The sequence below is a fragment of the Bradyrhizobium sp. AUGA SZCCT0160 genome (assembly GCF_018130105.1).
In the GTDB taxonomy this organism is placed as follows: Bacteria; Pseudomonadota; Alphaproteobacteria; order Rhizobiales; family Xanthobacteraceae; genus Bradyrhizobium.
This window is the reverse complement of record NZ_JAFCMD010000002.1, coordinates 453,797-476,241: the sequence shown is the minus strand read 5'-3', so window position 1 is coordinate 476,241 and position 22,445 is coordinate 453,797. Positions and strand designations below refer to the sequence as shown.

At 62.3% G+C, this 22,445-nt stretch carries 20 protein-coding genes and 1 tRNA gene; 8 read left to right on the top strand and 13 right to left on the bottom strand.

Features of this window, described 5'->3' with window-relative positions:
- Positions 1-88: 88 nt before the first annotated feature.
- Both JQ558_RS05890 and corA read left to right on the top strand, forming a co-directional pair.
- Complete coding sequence (locus tag JQ558_RS05890; protein WP_212293073.1) at positions 89-940, top strand: DUF4118 domain-containing protein; 852 nt, start codon at positions 89-91, stop codon at positions 938-940.
- Between the two features lie 21 nt (positions 941-961).
- Positions 962-1,927 carry a magnesium/cobalt transporter CorA gene (corA, locus tag JQ558_RS05885; protein WP_212293072.1) on the top strand — a complete coding sequence of 322 codons (966 nt, stop codon included), beginning with the start codon at positions 962-964 and terminating at the stop codon, positions 1,925-1,927.
- Between the two features lie 98 nt (positions 1,928-2,025).
- Here corA and JQ558_RS05880 read toward each other — a convergent pair whose 3' ends face one another.
- From JQ558_RS05880 to JQ558_RS05860, 5 genes are all read right to left on the bottom strand, one after another.
- Entirely contained in the window at positions 2,026-3,741 is a 1,716-nt protein-coding gene (locus JQ558_RS05880) for a hypothetical protein (protein ID WP_212293071.1), read from the bottom strand.
- Between the two features lie 574 nt (positions 3,742-4,315).
- Positions 4,316-5,284, bottom strand: a complete 969-nt coding sequence (locus tag JQ558_RS05875) for a tripartite tricarboxylate transporter substrate binding protein (RefSeq protein ID WP_212293070.1) — start codon at positions 5,282-5,284, stop codon at positions 4,316-4,318.
- An 88-nt stretch (positions 5,285-5,372) separates the two neighbouring features.
- Positions 5,373-5,900 (bottom strand): isochorismatase family protein, encoded by a 528-nt coding sequence (locus JQ558_RS05870; protein WP_212293069.1) that lies wholly within the window; start codon positions 5,898-5,900, stop codon positions 5,373-5,375.
- A gap of 172 nt (positions 5,901-6,072) precedes the next feature.
- Entirely contained in the window at positions 6,073-6,852 is a 780-nt protein-coding gene (gene hisN / locus JQ558_RS05865; protein WP_212211452.1) for a histidinol-phosphatase, read from the bottom strand.
- 620 nt (positions 6,853-7,472) lie between these two features.
- Positions 7,473-8,360: an N-formylglutamate amidohydrolase gene (locus JQ558_RS05860; RefSeq protein WP_212293068.1), complete on the bottom strand. Its 888-nt coding sequence runs from the start codon at positions 8,358-8,360 to the stop codon at positions 7,473-7,475.
- A 341-nt stretch (positions 8,361-8,701) separates the two neighbouring features.
- On the opposite strand from JQ558_RS05860, the gene cpdR reads away from it, so the two are divergent.
- Positions 8,702-9,061 (top strand): cell cycle two-component system response regulator CpdR, encoded by a 360-nt coding sequence (cpdR, locus tag JQ558_RS05855; RefSeq protein ID WP_074823489.1) that lies wholly within the window; start codon positions 8,702-8,704, stop codon positions 9,059-9,061.
- Between the two features lie 194 nt (positions 9,062-9,255).
- Positions 9,256-9,330: transfer RNA gene (locus JQ558_RS05850), tRNA-Val, on the top strand.
- Between the two features lie 123 nt (positions 9,331-9,453).
- Here the strand turns inward: JQ558_RS05850 and JQ558_RS05845 are convergent.
- From JQ558_RS05845 to JQ558_RS05810, 8 genes are all read right to left on the bottom strand, one after another.
- Positions 9,454-9,759 (bottom strand): AzlD family protein, encoded by a 306-nt coding sequence (locus JQ558_RS05845; protein WP_212293067.1) that lies wholly within the window; start codon positions 9,757-9,759, stop codon positions 9,454-9,456.
- Complete coding sequence (locus JQ558_RS05840) at positions 9,752-10,468, bottom strand: AzlC family ABC transporter permease (protein ID WP_212293066.1); 717 nt, start codon at positions 10,466-10,468, stop codon at positions 9,752-9,754. Before JQ558_RS05840 ends, JQ558_RS05845 begins: the two co-directional genes overlap by 8 nt.
- 90 nt (positions 10,469-10,558) lie before the next feature.
- Positions 10,559-12,721 carry a glucans biosynthesis glucosyltransferase MdoH gene (mdoH, locus tag JQ558_RS05835; RefSeq protein ID WP_212293065.1) on the bottom strand — a complete coding sequence of 721 codons (2,163 nt, stop codon included), beginning with the start codon at positions 12,719-12,721 and terminating at the stop codon, positions 10,559-10,561.
- Complete coding sequence (locus JQ558_RS05830) at positions 12,709-14,217, bottom strand: glucan biosynthesis protein G (RefSeq protein WP_312014916.1); 1,509 nt, start codon at positions 14,215-14,217, stop codon at positions 12,709-12,711. The genes mdoH and JQ558_RS05830 overlap by 13 nt, the downstream gene beginning before the upstream one ends.
- Before the next feature lie 101 nt (positions 14,218-14,318).
- Complete coding sequence (locus JQ558_RS05825) at positions 14,319-14,663, bottom strand: hypothetical protein (protein WP_312014960.1); 345 nt, start codon at positions 14,661-14,663, stop codon at positions 14,319-14,321.
- A 232-nt stretch (positions 14,664-14,895) separates the two neighbouring features.
- Entirely contained in the window at positions 14,896-16,611 is a 1,716-nt protein-coding gene (locus tag JQ558_RS05820) for an FAD-dependent oxidoreductase (protein WP_212293112.1), read from the bottom strand.
- A gap of 224 nt (positions 16,612-16,835) precedes the next feature.
- Positions 16,836-17,165, bottom strand: a complete 330-nt coding sequence (locus tag JQ558_RS05815; RefSeq protein ID WP_249142345.1) for a hypothetical protein — start codon at positions 17,163-17,165, stop codon at positions 16,836-16,838.
- Positions 17,166-17,182: 17 nt separating this feature from the next.
- Complete coding sequence (locus JQ558_RS05810; RefSeq protein WP_212293063.1) at positions 17,183-18,469, bottom strand: sulfite oxidase; 1,287 nt, start codon at positions 18,467-18,469, stop codon at positions 17,183-17,185.
- A 244-nt stretch (positions 18,470-18,713) separates the two neighbouring features.
- Between JQ558_RS05810 and JQ558_RS05805 the strand changes: the two genes are divergently transcribed.
- The 4 genes from JQ558_RS05805 to JQ558_RS05790 are packed head-to-tail and all read left to right on the top strand — an operon-like array spanning position 18,714 to position 22,398.
- Complete coding sequence (locus JQ558_RS05805; RefSeq protein WP_212211429.1) at positions 18,714-19,775, top strand: amidohydrolase family protein; 1,062 nt, start codon at positions 18,714-18,716, stop codon at positions 19,773-19,775.
- A gap of 22 nt (positions 19,776-19,797) precedes the next feature.
- Positions 19,798-20,910 carry an amidohydrolase family protein gene (locus JQ558_RS05800; protein WP_212293062.1) on the top strand — a complete coding sequence of 371 codons (1,113 nt, stop codon included), beginning with the start codon at positions 19,798-19,800 and terminating at the stop codon, positions 20,908-20,910.
- A 15-nt stretch (positions 20,911-20,925) separates the two neighbouring features.
- Positions 20,926-21,372: a Rieske (2Fe-2S) protein gene (locus JQ558_RS05795; RefSeq protein ID WP_212211425.1), complete on the top strand. Its 447-nt coding sequence runs from the start codon at positions 20,926-20,928 to the stop codon at positions 21,370-21,372.
- Positions 21,373-21,423: 51 nt separating this feature from the next.
- Positions 21,424-22,398 (top strand): quinone oxidoreductase, encoded by a 975-nt coding sequence (locus tag JQ558_RS05790; protein WP_212293061.1) that lies wholly within the window; start codon positions 21,424-21,426, stop codon positions 22,396-22,398.
- Positions 22,399-22,445 lie beyond the last annotated feature (47 nt).

Sequence of the window (22,445 nt, the reverse complement as noted above, 5' to 3'; positions counted from 1 at the left end):
ACTACCGAGCGGAATGGAGAGTGCGCCTCGCCGTACTGCTGGCGCTCTTTGTTCGTGTGGCCCTGCGTCCCAGCCAGGAGTTGAAGCGATGGTCGATATTGAATCGAAGCTGCCGTTGGACGTTGCACCTGCGTCCGATACCGATAGCCTCCTAGGCCCGATAACATCGCCGGTGATGCGATACCTTGCTGCAATCGCAATGATCGCCCTCGCGACGGTCGTCGCGATCGGTGTGGACAGCAAGATCGCGATCCCCAATTTGTCGCTCGTATTCGTCGTACCGGTGATCATCGCGGGCGTTAGCCTCGGCCTCGGACCGGCTCTCTGTTCGGCGATCCTTGGCGCCCTTGCTTTCAATTTCTTCTTCATTGATCCTCGCTACTCACTCGCCGTCGACGATGTGGCAAACATCTGGGCGATCGGGCTGCTGTTCGTGGTCGGCCTCATTGCGAGTGGCGTTGCCTTCACCTCTGGCCGGAGGGCGATCGAGGCGGCCTCGTTAAGAAGGCAGGCGACGGCGCTGCAAAACTATAGCCGTGACGTCGTCGCGGCCGACGATACCAACGCGATTGTCTCGATCACTTCCCAGGCCCTTGAAGCGATCTTCCAGGTTCCCGCTGTCGTGATGCTTGTTACCGGGGACAGGGTCGTTTCCCTCAAGGCAGCCGGCGACGTGGAACCCCAGGAGGCCGAACTGAATGCGGCGCGATCATCGCTGTCGACGGGAACTGTCCAGCGTTGCGAAGTCTATCCGAATCTGGCGTCGCGCTTCGACTTTTGGCCCGTAAAGACGGCCGGAGGCCCGAATGCCGTCATTGGACTAGCGTTCGACCCGGATGAACGTCCTTCGGCGCCGGATACGCTCGTCAACATCGTTGCGAGTGTTTTGGCCCTGGTGCTAGATCGTCAACATGCACGGGCTGGAAGCCCCGCTGAATAGGTCGTCCGGAGGAAGTTCGTTGTGAGCGTCGTGGCTGCCCACCTGTATCGCAACGGCAAGAGTGCAAGGGCCGTTTCGCTGGACGAGCCCATCGATTGCAAGGGCAAGTCCGAGTTTGTCTGGATCGGGTTGTTCGAACCTTCGAAACGAGAGCTTGAGCAACTCGAGAAGAACTACGGGCTTCATCCGCTCGCGATCGAGGACGCGTTCAAGGCAAACCAACTGCCGAAAGTTGACGTCTACGGTGACCAGCTGTTTGTCATGACGCGCACGGCTCATCTTGAGCAGGATCACATCGCCTATGGCGAAACAGCGATCTTTGTCGGAAAGAATTTTATCATTACGGTTCGGCATGGCTCGGCGCGGGCGCACAGCGAACTGCGCGCCCAACTCGAAGCGGCTCCCAGCTTGCTGAGACATGGTCCGGATTATGTCCTGCACGCCATCCTCGACTTCATCGTTGATGGATACCTGCCGGTGGTCGAGACGATCGAGGAACACGTTCTCAAGATGGAGCAAAGCGCGCTTGACAGCTTCCTCAGTCGCGCAGACGTCAAACGGCTGTTCGGGCTGCGTCAGGAACTGATCCGCTTTCAGCGAATTATCGGCCCCATGATGGAGGTCTGCGGCCGGCTCGTCCACCTTGAGACACCGTGCCTCGATGCCAACGCCCGGCCCTATTTTCAAGACGTCCTGGACCACGTGCGGCGCGTCGAGGCGATGGTGAACTCGTTGCGAGACGTGCTGACCTCGGTCTTCGAAGTGAGCAATCTATTGGAGCAGCAGCGTCAGAGCGCGATTACGCGGCAGCTGGCCGCGTGGGCCGCGATCCTGGCCGTGCCCACCGCGATCGCCGGAATCTACGGCATGAATTTCGAAAACATGCCCGAGTTGAAGACGCAGTACGGCTACTTTGTCGTGGTCGGAATTATCGCCCTGCTTTGCGCGGTGCTTTATGCGCGTTTCAAACGCGCTCGATGGCTCTGATACGAGTTTGTGGTTCGCCGCATGACCGAGTTGGGGGCAATTGATAGATCACGCTGCGGCCGAATGTCCGCTATCCCGCAAAAAGCGGCAATAAGTCTTCACTTCTTGCGCCAGATATCCAGCAATGCGTCGGCCTTCGTTCGCAGCGGCAATCGTTCGTTGGTCAGCGCATCGAGGAAACCGGCAATGCGCTGCGACTTTGCCAGCGTATAGAGCGTGAGCGCGGCGAAAGCGGTTGCCGTTACGGCTACGTAAATTGCCTTCGCCGCGAGATGATGGTCGGTTGCGGCGATCAGGCTGCTCATGCCGAGGAAGCCTGTCGTGGTGGTGCCGATCAGACCGATCATGGTCACGACGGTCAGCCTGAGGAAGATGTTCGACTGGCGACGCAGCAGATCGCTGTCGAGATAGGCGCCCATATCCTTCAGCTCTTCGCGAATATCGACGTACAGGCGGTCGGTGCCGAGGTGTTTGACCAGGGCATGGAACACCTCGCGCGTCTGCACGTGCTCCGATACGTCGTGAAACCAGTAGCGGTGGGTGAAGCGAAGGAATATTTCGAGTAGGCCCCTGATCTCGGCGCGGAATCGTCGCACGGTTTCCTGCTGCTCGATATTGAGGCGCGTCACAGCGTGCACCAGGCGGTCGGACATCATCAGCAAGGCGCCCTTGTGCATGTGCGCGATCAGCGCCAGCAGAAAGAACTGATGACGGAACTGGCCAAGAACGCCGCGCTCCGCATCCAGGAATACGGGCCTCGCGGCGTCGCCGACGATGAGGAACGCGTGATCGCAACACATCACGCGTGTGCGCAGCCGGGCGTCGGATTGCGTTTCATCATAGTACCTGTCGTAGCAATGGTTTTCTTCGAAGCTCGCCAGATATTTCTCGGAGTAGGGCAGCGCATGCCGGTCGCCGGGCGCGTTCGCGTAGGCCAGCCGGGCAAAGTCTGCCCGCGTCAGTTGCTCCGGATGTTCGACGGCGAGATAAGCCATCAACGGCATGCGGTAATATTCGAGTTGGCGGAACCGCAGCGCGCCCGCCTGATCGGAGTGATGGGCCGCCATCGGGTTGAGCAAATATTGCCAGTGCGCCGCGAGCGGCGGCGCCCGCTCGCGACACACCGATGCCAGATACTGTTTTCTGTCCTCGTAGTCCGACACCGCGAGCACGCGCCCGTCTGCCGCCAGCCATTCCACCTTGCGGGGGCAGTTGATGCCGTCTCCCTCTGCGGTCCAGCCCGCGGGATAGGCGCGGCCGAACCGGTGCAGCGAGTCCTGCACCACGTCGAGCGGCACGTCGGAGCCGGGTACTTCGACGGCAAGAATGACAAGGTCGACGTCATAGAAAAAGTAGAGATCGACGTGCCGGACGTCGAACACAACAGGTGCGTCCCGTTCGGGAAAGAGTATCCTCACCGCTGCCACGTCCGTCCGGCGGTAGGCTTTTATCGGGGATTCGCCGTAGGCGGCCATGGAGCGGCGCTTGGCGCCTTCGCCGTAGAGCAGACGCTGCACATAGGGCAGGAACGTCACGAACTCGCGATAGTGCCGTTCCTGGAAGGCGTCCGGATCGGCGCAGAATTCGTCATCCACTTCCTTCCAGATCCGGCCGGCATCCTTCTCGAGCAGCTCCCAGTGATGATGGATCTGCGAGCCTTCCTTCAGCGGCAGCAGTTGAAGCGGCCAGAGCAGGATCTGGTGAAACGTACGCACCAGCGGTGTGGATTCGGGCGTGGATTCGATCGGGTCCGATGCCAGGCGCGCCTTGGAGTCCACCTTGGAGTCCAGCCCGCCGATCCTTTGCGACACCATGGCGCGTCCTCGACATTCGGTTTGGAGGCCAGAATGCTGAACCATACCGCAAAAGCACCAAGCATTGTCCGCGCGTTGCTGTCGCACGCTGCAAGCGGACGACGCCAAATTCCGCATTGCAGCGGGAATGCCGCAAAGGCCAATAGACGACATTCCCGAAAGGAGTAGGCTGGCGAGCGTCTCATGCTTTTCTCAGGAGGTCACATGATACGGCACCTTTTCTTTGCCATCACCTTCATCGGCACCGGAATGCTCCTCAATGCACGGGCAGAAGCAGTTTCACCCTTGCGGTGCGAGGACCGAGCGGCAAATTGCGTTGGCAGATGTGCCAACCCCACTGGCGGGGGCGGTGACTGGCGAGGACATCAGAACAAATGCATGCGCTACTGCGAGCAGCAGGTGGGCAGGTGTCTGGCCCGCGCGCAATGACTCGCCGCTAGTAGCGCCCGGTGTTGGCAGAGATGCCAGAAGGATTTCGTTGCGGCGTCTTTTTTCTGCCCCCCGCGCAGAAGCGAGAGCGGCAGCAAGGCGTGAGCACAGCGCCGTTCTTGAAGAGAATTGCGCTTGGCGAGAATTATTTCGCCGTCTCGAGGCCGGCGTCCTTGATCACCTTCGACCACTTCTTGATTTCAGAGTCGATGAAGCCGCGGAAATGTTCCGGGCTGTCGCCGGCAACCGTGAGGCCCTGATCGGCGAGTTTTGCCTTGACGCTCGGATCGGCCATCGCCTCGTTGGCGATGCTGTTCAGCTCAGTGATGATCTTCTCGGGCGTGCCGCCCGGCGCGATCATGCCGTACCAGTTCTCGATCAACAGATCCGGCATGCCGACTTCCGCCGTGGTCGGCACGTCGGGCGCGGTCGGGGCGCGGGTGGGGGCGCCCAATGCAATTGGCTTCAGGGAGCCCGCCTTGATATGCGGCAGGATCACCGGCAGGTCGAGGAACGTCATCTGCACCTGCTGGCCGAGCAGGTCGTTGATGGCGGGCGCGGCGCCGCGATACGGCACATGCACGATGTCGAGTTTTGCGGTCAGCTTGAACAGTTCGCCGGCCAGATGCGGCAGGCCGCCGACGCCGGCGGAGGCAAAATTGAGCTTGCCGGGCTGCGCCTTGGCGAGGGCGATCAGTTCGGCCATGTTGTTGGCCGGAACGTTGCTGGCAACGACCAGCATTTCCGGCACGGTCACAACAAGCGTGACCGGTGCGAGCTCCTTCCGCACGTCGTAGGGCATTTTCTCAAGCGACGGGTTGATGACGAGCGAACTCGCGCTGGTGATGGCGATGGTGTAGCCGTCGGGCGCAGCTTTCGCGACCGCGTCGGTGCCCAGCACTCCGGCCTGTCCGCTGCGATTTTCGATCACGATCGGCTGCTTGACCAGTTCCGACATGCGCTGGCCGACCACGCGGGCGATGATGTCGTTCGGCCCGCCGGGTGGGAACGGCACGATCAGTTTGATTGGTTTGGTTGGAAAATCCTGTGCTGAGCCCGCGGCCGGCAATAGCAGCAGCGACAATCCGGTCGCCAGCGCGCCCCAAATCCTCATGCAAGCCTCCCTGCGCAGATGTCTAAAGCGTCTGTCGCGTCGCGGCTTATAGCAGATTTTTTGTACCCCGGGTTACGTCATCGCTTGGTCAAGGCACGAGTTCGTCGGTGGCCGCGAGGCGGACGGGTTTTTGGGAAATGAGATTGCACCAGACCCAATGATGATGCCGCATGACGCTGACCGCATCGAGGTGGGGGCGGTCGCTCAAGGTGTGGGCATTGGTCACTACGACGACGTTGTGCTGGTTCGAGACGGCGGATCGGACGGTCGCATCGACGCACAGATCGGTGGCCCAGCCGGTCACCAGCACGCGGTCGGGTGCGATCCTGCCGAGGCGGGCCTGCAACTCGGCGCCGGCGAAGGGGTCGTTCATGCTCTTCTGAACGACGACATCGGCTGGATCCCTGATGAGTTCGGGAAGCAGCGCCCAGCCCGGCGATTGCGGTTCGAAATCGTCACCGGCATCGCCGCAGTGCTGAATGAAGATGACCATGCCGGACTGCGCGCGCACGCTGGCGGCGAGCCGGTTGATGCGGTCGATGACCCCTGGCAGATCGTGCTTGGGATCGCCGCTCCGCAGCCCGACCTGCATGTCCACGATCAGCAGTGCGTCCATGCGGTGCCTTCCGTGGCCTGGAGCACGATCGCCGGCCAAACCGTTTGTCCCGAGGAAAAAGCCTGCCCCGCACTCGATGCGGGGCTCGCCCCGCACTCGATGCGGGGTGGAACCGGTTTTCCGGGGGGCAACACCAAGTGTTTGCCCGAAGATCGTCTTTAAAAAGAATGCGCTAGCTGTTGAGTAGTTTCATCGCCGCTTCGTGCACGCGGGCGTCGCCGGCGGCGATGATGCGGCCGCCGCTTTGGGCGGGCTTGCCGTCCCAGGTGGTGACGATGCCGCCGGCGCCGGTGATGATCGGGATCAAGGCGGCGATGTCATAGGGTTTCAGCTCGGTCTCGACCACGAGGTCGAGATGACCGGCCGCCAGCATGCAATAGGAATAGCAATCGCCGCCATAGCGCGTCAGCTTCACCGCCTCTTCGACGCGGCCGAAGGCGGCCCGGTCGGCGGCGTTCATCAGCAGCGGGCTGGTGGTGTAGGAGGTCGCATCCTTCAGCGAGGCGCAGCGCCGCACGGAAAGCTTCCGCTCGCCGGAAGGGCCGGAATAATGCGCCGAGCCGCTGTCGCCGGAAAAACGCTCGCCGATATAAGGCTGGTGCATCATCCCGAACACCGGTGTGCCCCGGTGCATCAGCGCGATCAGCGTGCCCCAGATCGGGAATCCCGCGATGAAGGATTTGGTGCCGTCGATCGGATCGAGCACCCAGACATATTCGGCGTTTTCCTGCTCGTTGCCGAATTCCTCGCCGACGATGCCGTGCTGGGGAAAGTTGCCCTTGATCAGCCGGCGCATGACAGCCTCGGCGGCGCGGTCGGCCTCGGTGACGGGATCGAAATCCTTGGCGCTCTTGTTGTCGATCGAAAGCGAGGTCCGAAAGAATGGCAGAATGGTTTCGCCGGAGGCGGTCGCAAGGCGGCCGATAAAGGCTGTGAAATCGATGACCGTCACGGCAGTTCCTTGAAAGGGCGGAGGGATGTTCAAGCGTTCCCGTTCTTGCCTAGCTCAATCCTGCGATGGGCGCACGATTAACGGAATGTTATTCCCATCTCATCCGACTAAGGGCCCCTCTTCATCCGACTCAGGGTCCCCCTTGGGGTTTCGAATCGGCTTCGTTTAGGCATGCATTTTTGGTGACACGGCTATTCACAACATCGAGATTTGTGAATTGTGGCCGCTCCGTAACACCGGGTTCCCACGGAATCCTCCTGACAAGCCTTTGAATACTAAAGGAAAAATTGTATTTAACTGACCTGTTGCATAACGGCCAGCCTCGCCGGGATTACGCTGGCAAAGTTTCGAAAGGACTTGCGTTTTGTGCAGCGCGGCCGCATATTGTTGCGGTGCGGTAGGGCCTCGCCCTATCGCTGCCCTCCTTGGGCGTTTCCTCCCTAGACTTGGGCCGCTTGTTCATTCAAGCGGCCCTTTTTTCTTTTGGAGCCGGTTTCTCTTTCTCGTCATTACGGGGCGCGCGCAGCGCGAGCCCGGAATCTATCGGGCGGCAAGTTACGTCGACGAATGGATTCCGGGTCTGCGCCAGGAGGCGCATCCCGGAATGACGAGAGAGATGCTTACTCCGCCGCGGCCTGGAACGGCCCGAGGTCGCCGAGGGGTACGGTGGCCAGCGCGTCGGCCAGAACGGCGAAATCGGCGGCCACCTGCGCAAAGCGCGGTGAGCGCTCGCGGCGGCGTTCATCCATATAGATCGCGCGGTTGAGTTCGAGCTGCACGGTGTGCAATCCGCTTGCCGGGTTGCCGTAATGCTCGGTGATGAATCCGCCGGCATAGGGCTTGTTGCGGCCGATCGAATAGCCGAGCCCGCTCATGACGTCCTCGACGACGTCGGGCAGCAGCGCGGCGCAGCTGGTGCCGTAGCGGTCGCCGATCACGATATCCGGCCGCCGCGGCTCGTCGCGCGACACGCCGATCGACGGCATCGAGTGGCAATCCATCAGGATCACGGTGCCGAACGCCTGGTGCGCCTTGTTGATCAGCCGCCGCAACGCGCGGTGGTAGGGCTTGTAGAGCGCCTCGATCCGGCCCAGCGCCTCATCGACATTGAGCCGCTCGCGGTAAATCTCCTGACCGTCGCCGACCACGCGCGGGATGGTGCCGAGACCGCCGGCGACCCGCATCGAGCGGGTATTGGCAAAGCTCGGCAGCCGCCCGGTAAACATGCGCGGATCGAGCTCATAGGGCTCGCGGTTCACGTCGACATAGGAACGCGGGAAATTGACCCGCACCGTCGGAAAACCGCGGTCGCTCAAATCGGCGATCAGTTCGTCCATGAACGAATCCTCGGAGCGGCGCAATGCTGCCAGATCGATCCGGGACGCGTTGAGGAATTCCAGCGGATAGACCGAGCCGGAATGCGGGGAATTGAAGATGATCGGCCCCCGCCAGCTGGCCGGCTCCACGATCTCGAACGGAGGCGACAGTTCGCCATCAAACTGGGTCATCGTCGGGCGCCGTCCTTGGATCCGTGCTTCCCAGGCAGTCGATCAAGACAGTCGATCAAGCCTCGCGATAGAGCAACCGATTCTGCCGGAAAACCAGAGATTTTATGAGAATGCATTGTCGGTAATCACAATCATTCTGCCAAGTGAAAAAAGCCGCAATGGTGCTGGAACACATCTCAAATGCGGAAAACGCCTGCCTTGATTGATCTCTGGCGCGTTCCGGTACAGAAATAGCGCCGCTCTGCGTGACCTGCACACTGCTGCCTTTCACCCGATCTTTACCGTCTGTCGGGCTTAGTGTGCGGACTGCCCCTCCAAGCCGGATTCGACGACAGACCGCCATGCACAAAATCCTCCTCGCCGAAGACGACAACGACATGCGCCGCTTCCTGGTCAAGGCGCTGGAAAACGCCGGATTTCAGGTCTCGCCCCATGATAACGGCCTGTCGGCCTATCAGCGGCTGCGCGAGGAGCCGTTCGAGATGCTGCTGACCGATATCGTGATGCCCGAAATGGACGGCATCGAGCTGGCGCGCCGCGCCTCGGAACTCGACCCCGATATCAAGATCATGTTCATCACCGGCTTTGCGGCCGTTGCGCTGAATTCCGATTCGGAAGCCCCGAAAAACGCCAAGGTGCTGGCCAAGCCGGTCCATCTTCGCGAATTGGTCAGCGAAGTGAACAAGATGCTGGCGGCCTGATTCGGACTATTCAAAAGCGTTTTCGAGCGAAGTGGGTACCGGTTCGCGTGAAGAAAACGCGTCAAAACAAGAAGTTTTACCTCGAAATCACACCGGAAATTACCCAGAAGCGTCCTTGCGGGGGCGCTTTGGAGCCGATATACGGACCGCACCCAATACGATCAAAGCTGGAGCGGGATGGTCATCCCAATCTAGGGCGCGTAGCTCAGCGGGAGAGCACTACCTTGACATGGTAGGGGTCACAGGTTCGATCCCTGTCGCGCCCACCAGCCTTCGCTCGCTTCGCGAGCTACGGCTCGGCAAGCCGGAACGTATCGTAGCGAAGCAAGCGAAGGCTGCCGCGCCGAAGCCCCTTGGCGTAGGCGGGCTGGCGCCGCGATCTCCACTCCACCTCACATCCCCAAATTCTTCACCACCGCGGCCACGGCCGCGCCCACCAGCATGGCGCTGAGCGCGCTGCGGGTGACGGCGGCCACGATCGCGGCCGCCGCGACGGCCATCCAGATCCGCGGCGCCGCGGCCAGTGTTGTCGGAACGACGATCGAAATCAGAACCGATACCGCCATGTATTTGAGGAAGGCCTCGATGCGCGGCGTGATTTCGACGTAAGACATGATCCAGACGCCGCCGACCCGCGTCGCCATCGTGATCAATGTCAGCAGCAGGACAGCGGCCACCGCCGCAACAATATCAACCATGGCGCCAGGTTCCGACGATCCCGCCGGCCAGCGCGCCCGCGATGATATGCCAGCCCGGCGGCAGAACATAGGTCCCGATCACGGCGACCGCCGCCGCCGCGAGCCACGGATACAGGTCTTTGGCCCCCTTCCATTGGCCGACGACGACGGCCGCGAAATACGTCACCATGACCGCATCGAAGCCGAAGCGCGTGAGATCGCCGAGAAATGAACCCGCGAGGGCGCCGACCGCTGTGCTGGCGATCCATATCAGCCACATCGCGATGCCGCTGCCGAACAGAACGCCGGCGTCGATTTCTCCCCGCTCGCGCGCGGACATCGCATAGGCAAAATTGGCGTCGCTGAGCCAGAGCAGCGCCCCCAGCCGTCGCATGACCGGAATCTGCAGCAGCCACGGCGCGAGCGCCGCGCCGAGGAGAATGTGCCGGGCGTTGACGGCGAGCACGGTGAGCGCCAGCGTCGCCAGCGGCAACGGCGCATACCAGAGATCCAGCAGCGCGAACTGCGAGGCGCCTGCATAGATCGCAATGCTCATCAGGACGCTGACTTCGGGCGGGATGTTCTTGGCGGAAGCGGCGACGCCAAACGCGATGCCGAACGGGATCAGGAATACGGCGATCGGTGTGATTTCAACGCAGCCACGCCACACGCCTTTTGCGGTGAAGCGTGGACGTTGTGCCGATTCGGTTGCCGTCGTCTGCGCCGCCATGCGGCTATTTGAAAGCGAAGCGCTGGTTTGGTCAATCGGGTCGGCGCCTGTTGCGGTGTATCAATCCCCCACTGCAACCAGTCGTATCCTTCAATCCCTGCGCTGCTCATTGGTCGTCTGTCGCAAATCCATCAGCGCGCCAAGAACGGCCGGCGAATGCAGGGCGGCAAATGTCTCGCGTGGGCTGAGGAATGTGGCCGCCTCGTCGAAGGTTTCGGCATCCTCGATCTTGGCGCGCGCGATCGCGAGATGCGGATCGACCTCGCCGCGATTCCGCGGCCTTGGGCCGGACAGATTGCCTAGATGCGCCTCGCGCAGGTCGGCGTCACGGCGCAGTTCGAGAAGCGGGCAGGAAACCGCCCGGTGCGAGGCGCTGGCCAGTTCGTTGGCCCGCAGCAAGACCTGCGGTGGCGAGGTCTCCTCCGGTGTCTTGAACAGGCTGGAAGCAGCGCCTGCGCTGGCCGAGGAAGACAGCGTGGCAAGCGGAATGGCAAGCAGGAGGCCGAGAATGACCGGCATCATCCATAGCAGCAGCGGCAACGACACCGCGTAGGCGCTGATCGCCATCGCGACGCCAAAGAATGTCGGAACCGAATACTTGCGAAGCGTATCCTGACGCGACACCACGCCGTCGTCGCGGCGTTGAACCTGCCATCCGGCATCGCGCCCCAGCAGGATCTCTCCGACCGCGGACGATTGGAAGACCATCATCACCGGCGCCGTCAGGCCCGAAAGGAATGTCTCGGCGCAAATCCCCGCAAGGGCCCGAAAGCCGCCGCCGAACTTTCTTCGCTCGTCACGATGGGTGAGCATGACGATCCAGGCGAGCAGTTTGGGCAGAATCAGCATGCCCATCGTGGCGACGAATACCCAGGCCGCCAGGATCGGATCCTGCGCGGGCCAGGTCGGAAACAGCGAAAATCCCTTCGGAAAATATTCCGGCCTGACAAACTGCGCCTGCAACGAGACCAGGATGCCGAGTCCCAGAAAGATGAACCAGAGCGGCGCCGTCAGGTAGGATCCGATCCCGGTCAGGAGATGGAGCCGCGAGACCCAGTGCAGGCCGCGCGACGGCAGCACCGCCAGATGTTGCAGATTGCCCTGACACCAACGCCGGTCGCGGGCGGCGAAATCCAGCAGCGATGGCGGGCATTCCTCGTAACTGCCGCCGAGCGTGGGCGCCATATGGATGGCCCAGCCGCCACGCCGCATGAACGCGGCCTCGATGAAATCATGGCTGAGGATGTGCCCGCCGAACGGCTTGCGGCCCCTCAGTTCGGGAAGGGCGGCGTAGCGCGCAAAGGCGCTGATGCGGATGATGGCGTTATGCCCCCAGTAGTTGCCTTCGGATCCATGCCACCAGGCAATGCCGGCGGCGATCAGCGGACCGTACAACCGCCCGGCAAACTGCTGCCATCGCGCGAACAACGTTCTGGCGTTGACCACGATCGGCAGCGTCTGGATCAGCGCGACGTGTCGATGTTGCTCCATCGCGGCGACAAGCCGCACGATGGTGTCCCCCGTCATCAGGCTGTCGGCATCCAGAATAAGCATGCACTCATAGTCGGAGCCAAACCGCCTGACCCAATCCTCGATATTGCCGGATTTCCGCGCGGTGTTTTCCGGACGGTGACGATAGAAAATCCTGGCTGCCGGCCCGGCTTCATGCCGGAGTCGAAGAAAACACTTTTCCTCGGCGATCCAGATCCCGGGATCGGTCGTGTCACTCAGAACGAACCAGTCGAACTGGCAAGCGTATCCGGTTTCCTCGACCGATTCGCAAATGGCGCGCAGCCGGGCCAGAACGCGATAGGGGTCCTCATTGTAGGTGGGCAGCAACATCGCGGTCCGGCTTTCGATCGCCGGCAGGGCCGCGCTGGCGTCGATGCCGAGTTCGTCCTTGCGTCGAAACAGCAGCACGAAGAAACCGGCGATCGCCGACGTGAAGGAAAACGCAATCCATGCAAACAACAGCACGAACAACACGAGGATCATCCACTCCAGGATCGTCACGCCTCCGACCTGGAGCACCTGGTACATTTCGTAGCAGCCGGCCAGGGTCAGCATGACGGTGCCGGCAAGGATGCATGCGCGCCTGGGCCATGCCGTCGTGAAATCCGCGGCTTGGGCTTGCGGTTGGAATCGCTGCTGCTGCTGCGGGAGCGCCATTTCCATTGGCGCCTCCCGCGGCAGGAATTGATTGAAGGGATCGCTGCGCTGAAGCGATCCGTGGACCTTCCCTAGGGTGTCCATCGATATACCCAAACCTCCGATACCGGCTCGTTCTCCTGCATGAGCGATGCGCGTATCTCGACGGGGTTCTTCTCCTTCAGGAGTTCGAAACTCAAACGCCAGCCGCCCGAGGCCGGATTCGGCTGGGTAACGATGTTCTGGATCTTGGCCTTCTCCGCGGTCACAACGCCCCGCAGAACCTTTGGATCGACGGACTTCAACTTGTCGCCGATCAGGTCCAGCACGAACAGCGTCGCGTTATCGCCTCTTGCGCCGATGCCGGTTCGGGAAAACCGCGCCAGCGGGGACGGCTTCGGAATGTCGGGGCCCCAGTTCAGCCGATAGGTGTAGGTGTGTTCGCCCTTGGCCTGCAAAGCGGCCTTGGGTTGCCAAAAGCTCGCAATATTGTCGTGCACTTCTTCCTTGGTCGGAATTTCGATCAGCTTGACCGAACCTTCGCCCCAGTCTCCGATCGGCTCCGCCCACAGACTTGGCCGCCGCTCGAAACTGGATTCGAGGTCCTGGTAGGCGAGAAAATCCCGCTGGCGCTGCATCAACCCGAAGCCATGCGGGTTGAGGTCGGCGAAGGCGCTGATCTGAAGATCCCTGGGATTGTGCAGCGGCCGCCAAAGCTCCTCGCCGCGGCCGTTGGACACGAACAGCCCGTCGGAATCATGGACGGATGGCCTGAAGTCGTCGACGTCCTTGCGGTCGTTCGGTCCGAAAAAGAACATGCTCGTCATCGGCATCAGGCCGGCGCGCTCCAGATTCACTCTGGGATAGATCGCCATTTCCACGTCGAAGACGGTGGCATCGCCGGGCCGGATGGTGAAGCGATAGGCCGCCGCCGCACTTTCGCTGTCGAGCAGGGCGTGCACCACAATGGATTTGGCGTTGGCTGCCGGCTTCTCGATCCAGAATGCCTTGAATGACGGAAACTCTTCGCCCTTGGCTTCGCCGGTGTTGATCGCAAGCCCGCGGGCCGACAGCCCATACAATTGGCCCTTGGCGACGGCCCGGAAGTAGCTCGCGCCGAGGAAGACACAAACCTCGTCATAATAGTCGGGCTTGTTGATCGGCGCATGAAGCCGAAAGCCGGCAAAGCCGAGATCGACACCTGCGCCGGGCGGCGCCAGCTTGCCGAATGAAAAAAGGTCGGGCTGGTAGGCGATCTTCGCTGCCTGGCCGTCCTTTACCTCGAAGATATCGACCCGGTTGGCGTAGAAAAATCCCCGATGAAAGAACTGCGCTTCGAAATGCAGCTTTTCGCCGCGCCAGAGCGCGCGTTCCGGCAAGAACCGTATTGCCCGGTAACGATCGTAATCCAGATCCTTCAGATTATCCGGCAGCTTGTTGTCGGGCGCCTTGAACGCTTTGCCGGCGAGATCACGGGCCATTTGCCGCACAAGAGACCGGTCGAACGGCATCGGCTGCGCGTGCGCGGAGGTCAGGAGTCCTGGCGCCGCGATCGATACGAGCGGCAGGGCGGAAGCTGCAAGGAAATCTCTGCGGTTCACAAAATCACTCGTGGTTGCTGGCGACCATGAGCAACGCAGTGCAGCAATAACGGTTCCTGCGCACGGAACCTGATTGCCGGTTTTTCCTGCTCCAGCAGGGCTTAGTTGGCCAATGTGTGGCTTATTCGCGTGACCACGCGGTCCCATTGCCGTTTTTCCGCGGCGGGATAATTGATCAGGACGCAATTCATATAGCCGGCCGAACGGTTACAGCGGTTGTACCAAATCCGGTCGTTGCGGATGCTGGACACCACGAAGAAGTTCGGCGTCACTCTTTTGTAGATGATGCCAGGCGGCGGATTCTTCTTCGCCAGAAACGCCGCGGGCGAGTCGTTTTCGGGATTTGCAACCGATTGGATGGTCAAATCAGCGCGGCGATCGTCGGTGTAGAAACGCCGCCCGGTTCCACCATCCGGCAGTTCGGCGTCCGTGCTGAAAATCGTCACCGGAATTTCGACGTTGGTTCCGGTGCTGGGGATTACATACCTCTGCCACTCCACGTTGGCTGCCAGGACGGTCGCCGGGAGGAGAACGGGAACAAGAGCCGTGAACAGGCGGAACGTGCGCACCAGGAGATCTCCGGTTCGATCGAAGCACAATCGAGCCGATCGGCATTCGTTCCACAATGGACTGCACGTTCCGTGAGGACGTCGACCCGGGCGGAGCCCGGAAGTCGGGCTAAGCCAAACCTTTGCCCGCGATGTGCCGTCCCGCGATGTACCCGAACGTCAGCGCCGGCCCGAGCGTAATCCCCGCGCCCGGATAGTTGCCGCCCATGATGCTCGCCATGTCGTTGCCGACAGCGTAGAGGCCCGCGATCGGCTGGCCGTCGGCGCCGAGCGCCTGGGCGTTCGCGTCGGTCCGGATGCCGGCATAGGTGCCGAGATCGCCGATCACCATCTTGATCGCGTAGAACGGCCCGTCCTTGATCGGCGCGATGCAGGGGTTGGGGCCGTGCAGCGCATCGCCCTGGTAGCGGTTGTAGGCGCGCGAGCCTTTTCCGAACGCCGGGTCCTGTCCATCGATGGCGGACTTGTTGAATTCGGCGACCGTCGCCTCCAGTCCTTTGGCGTCGATGCCCGCTTGCGCAGCGAGTTCGGCCAGCGTCGCGCCGCGCTTGAGATAGCCGGTGCGCAAATGATGGCCGAGCGGCATCGGGAACGGCGGCACGCAGCCGAGGCCGTATTTGCGCAAGGCGCGGTGATCGCACAACAGGAACGCAGCGATCTCCTCGCCGGGTTTTGCGACCTTCATCATGTCCTGCACGAAGTCGTGGTAGGAATTGCCTTCGTTGGCAAAGCGCACGCCTTCGCGCGTCACCGCGATCACGCCGGGTTTGGCGCGGTCGATGAAATGCGGCATCACGCCCTTGCTGCCGTCCTTGCGCGTGGTGATCGAGACCGGCACCCAGGCCGCGGCGTTGGGCAATGAATCCTCGGCGCGTCCGCCGGCGGATTCCGCCAAACGCAAGCCGTCGCCGGTGTTGCCGATCGGGCCGGGCGAATAATGCTCGTTGCCGGTCGGCGCATGCGGGAACATCGCCTTGCGCCTCGCCACATCGTGCGGAAAGCCGCCGCAGGCGAGGATGACGCCGCGCTTTGCATGAATGCGAATCTTGCGCCCGTCGCGTTCGACGATGGCGCCGCGCACCGCGCCGCTATCGCTGATCAGTTCGCGCACCGGCGACGCCAGCCATAGCGGAATTTTCAAATCGAACGCCGATTTGGCGAGGCGTCCGGCCAGCGCATTGCCGTTGGTGAGGTTCATGCCGCGGCCGTGGCGGATCACGTCGACCAGATGCTTCGACAGCCGCTTGGCGACGAACAGCGCCGAGGTCAGCGACTTGGTCGCGCGCATGAAGTGGACGATCTCCTTGCCGGAGCCCAGCATCATGCCGAACACGGTGAGTTCGGGCAGGGGCGCGCCGATATCCTTGAGGTGCTCGCCGAGTTCACTTCCGTCGAACGGCCGCGTCACCATCGAGCGGCCGCCTTGCGTGCCGCCGGGCGCTTCTGCGTGATAATCCGGAAAGGTCAGCGGCATGTCGAAACGCACCGCGGTCTTTGTGGTGAAAAAATCCACCGCTTCGGGACCGGAGGTCAGAAACGCATCGACGCGGGCGGCATCGTAGGAATTTCCGGCCTCATGCCGCAGATAGGTCCGCGCCTGCTCGGGGCTTTCGACGATGCCCCAGTTGCGCGCCAGCGAGGTGCCGGGAATCCACAGCCAGCCGCCGGAACGCGCGGTGGTGCCCCCAAAGCGCGGCTCCTTCTCGACGACCAGGACCTTGAGCCCCTGATGCCCCGCGGTGACCGCCGCCGACAGGCCGGCACAACCCGAGCCGACCACCAGCACGTCGCATTCGTAAGTTTCTTGTTGTTCGCCGCCCGCCACGCGATCCACCCATTGTTCTTGTTCTGGGCGGACATTGGAGGCGGATAGATTTGTCTGTCAATGCGCGCTTCTCCCCTCTCCCCTTGTGGGAGAGGGTGGCTTCGCGAAGCGAAGACGGGTGAGGGGTTCTTTCACCACGGTACGGCTTGGATGGGGATAGAGACCCCTCCTCCGGCGCTTCGCGCCACCTTCTCCCACAAGGGGAGAAGGAAATAAGGAGCACCTCACTTGGCAAACGGGTTCTGCCAGCCTCCGCGACTCGCCGGCGCGCGCGGCGGATAGGCCGCTTCGAGATAGCCGAGCACCACGGCGCGATCCTTGTCGTCGAGCGGCGGCATGTTGTGCCGCCTGATCATCAGGTTGATCGAGTCCTCCCACTGCGCGCGCGTCAAACCTTGCTGGGCCACGAGCTTGAAGCCATGGCAGGCGGTGCAGGCGTAGAAGGTCTCGTCGCGGCCGCTCCCGGCGGCAAATTCCTCCGGGCTTTCGTCACGCGGCGTGAAGGCGGTCTGGGCGATCGCCGGCGTCATCCACAGCAGTGCGGCGACAGCCATTCCCAAAGGTCGCAGCATCAGCCCACCAGCACCGCGATCCGGTGCATGGCGTTGCCGCCATAGCCTTGCGGATTCCAGAAGCCGGCCTGGTGTGGCTGCATCGTTCCCTTTGAATCGGTCGCGCGCGTCCAGATTTCAAAATAGCCGTCGGAAGCCAGCTTCACGCTCGCGGTCCAGCGCTGCCAGTCATACTTGTTTTTCGGCTTTTCCAGCTTGGCCCGCTGCCAGCTCGCCCCGAAGTCGATCGAGACGTCGATCTGCTTCACCGTGAGATCACCAGCCCATGACGCGCCGCGCAGTTTCAGCTCCTTCGTCCCGGCCGCGAACTTGGCGCCGTTCGCCGGGCTGGTGATGACAGAGCGAGCTGGCATCGATTCCAGGATCCGGAAATTCGCCGGATCGCCCTTGTCGCCGGGGATCATCGGCTTGATCGGAACGCGATAGGAAAATTCCGTCATGCCCGGGCCGTCATGCTCCTTGTCGCGGATAGTGATCTTGGTCAGCCATTTCTGCGACGCCGAGCCCGGCCATCCCGGCACGATCAGGCGCACCGGCCCGCCATGAATGTTCGGCAGCGGCTGGCCGTTCATGGCCCACACGATCAGCGTGTTCGGATCCATCGCCTTCTCGATCCGCACGCCGCGCGAAATGCTCGGTTTGCTGGCGTCGCCCGACAGATGCAGGTCGGCCGCATAATGCGCGGTGTATTTTGCGCTTGGCTTCAGCCCCGCGCTCTTGAGCACATCGGCAAGCGGCACGCCGGTCCATTCGGCACAGCCGACCCCGCCATTGCTCCACTGGTTGCCGCGCGCCGGCGGCGAGAATGCCCCGCGACCGTTGCCGCCGCACTCCAGCACGATGCGCCGCGTCACCGCCTTGTATTTCGATTTCAACTCGCCGAGCGTGATCTCGATCTTGTTGTTGACCTCGCCGTCGATGGTGATTTTCCAGGCATCGGGATTCTTCGTCTCTTCCGGCAGCTGCCCGTTGTTGCGGATGAAGAATTTCTCGATCGGCGTGGTGTCGTCGTCGAGCAGGCTCTCCGGCGTCTCCGCCACCAGCGGCTTGTCGCCGAGCAGGATGAGCTTTTCATTCTTGCCGGGGAATTTCAGATATTGCGGCCCCTTCGGCGCGGCGGCCGCGGGCGCCGTGCCTTGTGCATAGGCGGCGGAAAAGTCGGCGCCGCCGCCGGAAATGCCGAGGGTGACGCCGAAGGCAGCAAGACCCGTCGTCCCCAGGAATCTGCGCCGATCGATCTGCATGCTGTTCTCGCTGCTGGCGGCCTTTCGCTCCGTATGCGTCATAACGTTTCTCCCCCGGTCCTTGTTTCTTGCGGGTTCAGCCGGAATCTTTCCCGGCCCCGCTTGACGCGAGTATTTGCGCTTTGCCGCCGTGCCGCAAGGCCGCGCATATCGCTCGCTATGCGTCCACCCAATGTCTGCCACCCGGTCGGTTTCCACGCTCGACCCTTGCGCTGCCGGGGCATCGGCGGCACATTTGCGGCGCGGCGGAACGGTCGCCAATAACGAGATATCCCAGGGAAACGCCATGGCGGCCACGCGGATCGACTGCGACATCCATCCCGCGGTGGGCGGAACCCGCACCACGCTGCTGCCCTATCTCGATGATCACTGGAAAGAGCAGGTCGTCAGCCGCGCCATCGACGGCCTCGATCTCAATTCCTATCCGCCGAGCATGCCGCTGTCCGGCCGCGCCGACTGGCGCCCCGCCACGGGCAAACCGGGCAGTGATTTGGCGATGGTGCAGCGCGGTGCGTTCGACCAGCTCGGCGCCAGCCACGCCATCTGCAACGTGCTCTACGGCGCGCAGGCGGTGTTCGATCCCTATATGGCCGCCGCCTTCTGCAAGGCGATCAACGACTGGATCGCGGCCGAGTGGCTGTCGAAGGACAAGCGGCTGCGCGCCTCGATCGTCGTGCCGATGCAGGCGCCGGATCTCGCGGTCGAGGAAATCGAGCGGCTTGCCGGCGATCAGCGGTTTGTCTCCGTGCTGGTGCTGGCGCAGGGCGATCAGCTGCTCGGCAAGCGGCACTTCTGGCCGGTGTACCAGGCGGCCGAGAAACACAAACTCCCCATCGCCATCCATGCCGGCAGCCAGTATCGCGGCGCGCCGAGTTCGATCGGCTGGCCGTCCTACCGCTACGAATTTTATTTGATGGAGGCGCAGGCGTTTCAGGCCCAGATACTGAGTCTGGTCTATGAGGGCGTGTTCGGCAAATTCCCCGGTCTCAAAGTGGTGCTGATGGAATCAGGCGTCAGCTGGCTGCCCGCCTTCATGTGGCGCGCCAACAAGACCTGGCGCGGCGTGCGCGTCGAGGTGCCCTGGGTCGAGCGCGAGCCAGCCTCGATCATCCGCGACCATTTTCGCGTCACCATGCAGCCGTTCGATGGCCCGCCGGATGCGGCTGGCGTCGCCGACATCATCGAGCAGATCGGCTCCGACAAGATGTTCCTGTTTGCGTCCGATTATCCGCACTGGCAGTTCGACGGCGATGACGCCATGCCGCCGCATCTGCCGGCCAGTATCGTTTCGCGTATGTGCGTCGACAATCCACTTGAAACGTTTCCGCGGCTGAAGCTTGCGGCTTGAACTACCTCATAAGGAGGATCGCATGAGCGACGTCATCGACCGCCCGATTCTGGAACAGGAAGTCGCCGCCCAGAGCCGGCTGCGCATCATCGATTGCGACGTGCATCCAAGCATCCATGCGCATACCGACCTCGACCAGTTCATGACGAAGCGCTGGCAACAGCACTTCAGGGAATATGGCAGCCATCTGCGTACGCCCTATATCGGCACCACGCCCTATCCGCGCTCCTCGCCCTTGATCGCGCGGCGTGACGCGTGGCCGCCGACCGGCGGACCTCCGGGATCCGATCTCGCCTTCATGCAGAAGCAGCACCTCGATCCCCTCGATGTCGAGTACGGCATTTTGCAGGTGCTCGACCTCTTCATCTTCTCGCAGCAGAATCTCGAATTCGGCGCCGCGATCCAGCGCGCCATCAACGACTGGCAGCTTGCCTTCTGGTCCGATCGCGATCCGCGATTGAAAGCCTCGATCCTCGCCGGCCAGGACGACACGGCGCTTGCGATCGCCGAGATCGAGCGTTGCGCCAAGATCGGCCGCTATGTGCAGATCAACGTCTGCCCGCGCGCCAATGAACCGCTCGGACGGCGCCGCTACTGGCCGATCTATGAGCGCGCCCAGGAGCTCGGCCTGCCGCTCGGCATTCACGTCGGCGGCTATGGCGGGCATGCGCCGACCGGCGGCGGCTGGCCGTCTTATTATGCCGAGGAGCACCAGAGCAACGCGCATACGATGGCGTCGATGCTCTGCAGCCTCGTGCTCGAAGGCATTCCCGAACGTTTCCCCAAACTGAAGATCGTGTTCATCGAAGGTGGCTTCGGCTGGATCCCGCCTGCCATGTGGCGGATGGACCGGCATTTTGAAACCTTCCGCAGCGAGGTGCCGCATCTGAAGCGCAAGCCGTCGGAATATGTGAAGGAGCATTTCTGGTTCACGACGCAGCCGATCGACGAGCCGGATGAAACAAAACATCTGCGCTCGCTGATCGAATGGGTCGGCGTCGATCGCCTGCTGTTCTCGTCGGATTACCCGCACTGGGACTTTGACGATCCGCGCTTCGCGTTCAGGACACCGCTGTCGGAGATCGAGCGGCAGAAAATCTTCAGCAGCAATGCCCGCGCGGTCTATAAGTTATGATGGTTTGAGCGAGACATGACCCGGCACATCGTCGCCCGCACGTCAGACATCCCGCCCGGCGGCAACAAGGTTTTCAGTGTCGAGGGCCGCGACATCGTCGTGTTCCACGTCAATGGCGAGTTCTTTGCGCTGCTCAATCGCTGTCCGCATGCCGGTGCGCCGCTGGAAAAAGCGGCGTGCGTGGCACGGCTGACCTCGCCGGAGCCCGGCGTCTATCAGCGCTCGCGGGTCGGCGAACTACTCCGCTGCGCCTGGCACGGCTGGGAATTCGACATGCGCAACGGCCAATCCTATTTCGATCCGAAGCGCGTCAAGATCCGCTCCTATCCGGTCGCGATCGAACGCGGCGAAGAGCTTACGCAAGAACTTGCCAAAGGTCTTGAAGACCTCGAGAAGGGCCCTTACGTGGCCGAGACGTTCGCTGTCCATGTCGAGGACAGCTACGTCATCATCGAGACCTGAACCGCCGCAACATCTTTCTCTTTTTCATCCCACCGAAGGAAAAAGCATCCCATGACGCACGCCATCCGTTTTCACAAGACCGGCGGTCCTGAAGTTTTGACCTGGGAGGAAGTCCAGGTTGGCAAGCCCGGTCCGGGCGAGGCGCGCATCCGCCACACCGCGGTCGGTTTGAACTTCGTCGACATCTACAACCGTTCGGGGGTCTATCCCCAGCAGCTGCCGAGCGGGCTCGGCAGCGAGGGCGCCGGCGTAGTCGAGGAAGTCGGCAGCGGCGTCACCGATCTGAAGCCCGGCGATCGCGTCGCCTATGGCGCCTCGCCGCTCGGCGCCTATTCCGAGGCGCGGCTGATTCCGGCCGATCGGCTGCTGAAACTGCCCGATGGGATCGATGACAAGACCGCGGCCGCGATGATGCTGAAGGGCCTGACGACGCAGTACCTGATCCGCCAGACCTATCGCGTCAAATCCGGCGATACCATCCTGCTGCATGCCGCCGCCGGCGGCGTCGGCCTGATCCTCGGCCAGTGGGCCAAGCATCTCGGCGCCACCGTGATCGGCACCGTCGGCAGCGAAGAGAAGGCGAAGCTCGCGCAAGCCCATGGCTGCGCCCACACGATTGTCTACACCAAAGAGGATTTCGTGAAACGCGTCGACGAAATCACCGGCGGCGCCAAGGTGCCTGTGGTCTATGATTCCGTCGGCAAGGACACGTTCCTGAAATCGCTCGATTGTCTTGCGCCGCTCGGTGTCGCCGCGCTGTTCGGTGCGGCCTCCGGCCCGGTCGAACCGCTCAACCTCGGCCTGCTGGCTGCAAAGGGGTCGCTCTACGTCACCCGCCCGACGCTGTTCACCTACGCCGCCAAGCGCGAGAATCTCGTCGCCATGGCGAACGAACTGTTCGAGGTGGTGAAATCGGGCGCGGTCAAGATCGAGGTGCGCCAGACTTATCCGCTGAAAGACGCGGCCAAGGCCCATGCCGATCTCGCCGCGCGCAAGACCACCGGGTCGACGGTTCTGACGGTGTGAGGCTGCCGCTTTTCGTCTTGGCCGGACTTGACCACCATTCACGACTT